The sequence below is a fragment of the Vibrio sp. 1249-1 genome, assembly GCF_033340495.1.
On record NZ_JAWOWJ010000537.1, the window covers coordinates 1 to 704 of the forward strand.

Consider the following 704-nt stretch of genomic DNA (forward strand, 5'->3'; position numbering starts at 1 on the left):
TCAATACGGTGGTCAAACGCCACTTAAACTGGCTCGCGCACTAGAAGCTGCAGGCGTGCCAATCATCGGTACAAGCCCGGATGCGATTGACCGCGCAGAAGACCGTGAGCGTTTCCAGGCTGCAGTTGAGCGTTTAGGTCTTCTACAACCACAAAACGCAACAGTAACGGCGATGGAGCAAGCGGTTGAGAAATCTCGTGAAATCGGCTTCCCACTCGTTGTTCGTCCATCTTACGTTTTGGGTGGTCGTGCGATGGAAATCGTCTACGATGAACAAGACTTGCGTCGTTACTTCAACGAAGCAGTAAGCGTATCGAATGAATCTCCAGTTCTACTAGACCGATTCCTAGATGATGCAACAGAAGTGGATATCGACGCTATCTGTGACGGTGAGCGCGTGGTTATCGGCGGCATCATGGAGCACATTGAGCAAGCGGGCGTTCACTCTGGTGACTCTGCATGTTCGCTTCCTGCTTACACACTAAGCCAAGAAATCCAAGACAAGATGCGTGAGCAAGTTGAGAAGCTGGCGTTCGAACTTGGTGTTCGTGGTCTGATGAACACGCAGTTCGCAGTAAAAGACAACGAAGTTTACCTAATTGAAGTCAACCCTCGTGCTGCGCGTACGGTACCATTCGTATCGAAAGCGACAGGTGCACCACTGGCGAAAATCGCTGCACGTGTAATGGCGGGTCAATCTCTGG

Annotated in this window: 1 protein-coding gene; it reads left to right on the forward strand. The window is 51.1% G+C overall.

From position 1 onward, the window contains the following. A partial coding sequence (locus tag R7Z50_RS27475; protein ID WP_318149745.1) for an ATP-grasp domain-containing protein occupies positions 1-704 on the forward strand: 704 nt, incomplete at both ends.